Origin of the sequence: Streptomyces sp. NRRL WC-3618, from assembly GCF_001280005.1 — a bacterium.
Classification (GTDB): domain Bacteria; phylum Actinomycetota; class Actinomycetes; order Streptomycetales; family Streptomycetaceae; genus Streptomyces.
Genome location: NZ_LGDW01000191.1, coordinates 1 through 2686 on the forward strand (window position 1 = coordinate 1; position 2686 = coordinate 2686).

A 2686-nucleotide genomic window follows, 5' to 3' on the forward strand; every position below is an offset into this window, starting at 1 on the left:
ACGACGAGGACGAGCCCCGTCTCGGCCGCGACCGAGTAACCGAAGGGCCGCACGGTGGCGGCCTCGCCGCGCAGCAGCACGGCGAGATCGAGGCGGGTGGGCGCCCCCCCGCGGGCGCGCGAGAGCCCGTGCTGCGGGGGGCGGTGGGGACGGCGGGGGCTGCGGGGGTGGAGGGCTGGTCGCCGGTCGCTGCTGGTGCGCTGGAAGAGGCGTGTGAGCGGGCCGGGCGGCGCGGCGACGCACGGGCCCGGGGTGTCGATCTGCTCGCGGCGATCGTCGGGGATCCGCAGTCCCGGGCTGTCGAGGTGCTGGGGCGCGGGGGCGTCGACGTGGGTGAGCTGCCGGCGCGGCTGCGGCAGGGCGAACAGCGGCAGGTCGGCCTGATGGCGGCGGGGTGTGAGGAGTGCGCCGGGGGTGTGGACGGCGGTGGCTGAGAAGGTGTAGTCGGGAGACAGATGCCTCCGTCCAGTCGGTGAGACAGGTGTCAAGGAGGATGACGGTCATGTCATCGCCTGCCATCATGTGACCGTGGGTACGTCAGCGAGCGGTGCGGTCGGTCGGGGCAGGGGTGTCGGGCTCGGGCTCGCGCTGGTGTCGGCGGTCGCGTTCGGCGGATCCGGGGTCGCGGCCAAGCCGTTGATCGAGGCGGGCCTCGATCCGCTGCACGTCGTATGGCTGCGCGTGACGGGCGCCGCTCTCGTGATGCTGCCCCTGGCCGTACGGCACCGCGCGCTGGTCCGGCGAAGGCCCGCGCTGCTCGCCGGGTTCGGACTGCTCGCCGTGGCCGGCGTCCAGGCCTGCTACTTCGCCGCGATCTCCCGTGTCCCCGTCGGCGTCGCCCTGCTCGTCGAGTACCTCGCACCCGCCCTCGTGCTGGGCTGGGTGCGGTTCGTGCAGCGGCGGCCCGTCACCCGCGGCGCCGCGCTCGGTGTCGTTCTCGCGGTCGCCGGGCTGGCCTGTGTCGTCGAGGTGTGGTCCGGGCTCAGCTTCGACGCCGTCGGGCTGTCGCTCGCCCTCGCCGCCGCCTGCTGCCAGGTCGGCTACTTCGTCCTGTCCGACCAGGGCGGTGACGCGGGCGACGAGGCGCCGGACCCGCTCGGTGTCATCGCGTACGGCCTCCTGGTCGGTGCCCTCGTGCTGACCGTCGTGGCGCGCCCGTGGCGCATGGACTGGTCCGTGCTCGCGGGCACGGCGGACATGGACGGCACGCCCGTCGCGGCCGGGCTGCTGCTGGGCTGGATCGTGCTGGTCGCCACGGTCGTCGCCTACGTCACCGGCGTCCTTGCCGTGCGGCGGCTCTCGCCGCAGGTCGCCGGGGTCGTGGCGTGTCTGGAGGCGGTCATCGCGACCGTGCTGGCCTGGGTCCTGCTGGGCGAGCACCTGTCGGCGGCGCAGCTCGCCGGGGGCGCGGTGGTGCTCGCGGGCGCGTTCATCGCGCAGTCGTCGGCGCCTGCCAAGGGGGCGGCGGAGCCGGTCGCCCGGGGGCCCGAAAAAGAGGTGGCGGCCCGGCGTACCGCCGCCTAGGGTCGCGATCATGCACGCGTACGCACTCGTTCTTCCGCCTCCGGCCGCCTGACGCGGGCTCCCCGGAGAACCTGTCCGACGTATCCACACCACGTCGGGCTGGACGGTGCTGCCCGCAGACGATGTCCGAGGATCCCGTGGAGCCCTGAGGGCCCGGGTCCTTTCGTCGACTTCCGCGCGGCGGGCGGCCTTCGGGTCCGTCTCCGCGCGTCTGCGGAGAGACTCTCGTGTCGCACACCGTTTCCGGCCTGCCCATCGGGCGAGGCCTGCTCTACCTGATCGTCGCCGGTGCCGCCTGGGGCACCGCGGGCGCGGCCGCCTCCCTCGTCTTCCGGGTGAGTGACATGGGCCCCGTCGCCCTGTCCTTCTGGCGCTGCGCGGGCGGCTTCGTGCTGCTGCTTCTCGCCCGGTCACTGCGCGGCCGCAGTGCCGTGGAGTCCGAGCCGCGGCGCCGCAAGATCCTGCGCGCCGGTGTCACCGGACTCTCGCTCGCCGTGTTCCAGACCGCCTACTTCGCGTCCGTCCAGGCCACCGGACTCGCGGTCGCCACCCTTGTCACGCTGGGCGCCGGGCCCGTCCTCATCGCGCTGGGCGCCCGGTTGACCATGGGGGAGCGGTTGGGGGCGGGCGGCAGCGTCGCCGTCGTCGGGGCGCTCACCGGGCTCGCGGTGCTGGTGCTGGGCAGCGGCGGCGCCCAGGTGCGGCCGTCGGGTGTCGCATGGGCCGTGTTGTCGGCGGCCGGGTACGCCGTGCTGACCCTCCTCACCCGGTGGTGGGGGCGTGACGGGGCAACGGACGCGTTCGGTACGTCCGTCAGGGCCTTCGGCGTCACGGCGCTGTGCCTGCTGCCGTTCGGGCTCGCCGAGGGGCTGGTGCCGCACACCGGCGACGGCCTGCGGCTCGTCGGGCTTCTGGCGTACGTCGCTGCCGTGCCGACCGCCCTGGCGTACGGGCTGTACTTCGCCGGGGCGGCAGTCGTCCGCTCGGCGACGGTTTCCGTGGTCATGCTCCTGGAGCCGGTGAGCGCGGCGGTCCTCGCCGTCGCGCTGCTCGGCGAGCGGCTGACGGCGGCGACCGTCGTGGGCACCTTGCTGATGCTGGGTGCGGTGGCGGGGCTGGCGGTCGCGGAGGCGCGGGGGGCCGGTGCGGAGGGGGATGGGAG

Annotated in this window: 2 protein-coding genes and 1 pseudogene; 2 read left to right on the forward strand and 1 reads right to left on the reverse strand. The window is 74.8% G+C overall.

All coding sequences use genetic code 11. From position 1 onward, the window contains the following. Positions 1–488: pseudogene (locus ADL01_RS47815) on the reverse strand (hypothetical protein); the annotation flags it as partial. A gap of 34 nt (positions 489–522) precedes the next feature. Between ADL01_RS47815 and ADL01_RS19055 the strand changes: the two are divergent. Both ADL01_RS19055 and ADL01_RS19060 read left to right on the forward strand, forming a co-directional pair. Further along, positions 523–1524 (forward strand): EamA family transporter, encoded by a 1002-nt coding sequence (locus ADL01_RS19055; RefSeq protein WP_053743219.1) that lies wholly within the window; start codon positions 523–525, stop codon positions 1522–1524. A 227-nt stretch (positions 1525–1751) separates the two neighbouring features. Further along, on the forward strand, positions 1752–2686 hold a 935-nt coding region (locus ADL01_RS19060; RefSeq protein WP_053743220.1), incomplete at its 3' end, for a DMT family transporter.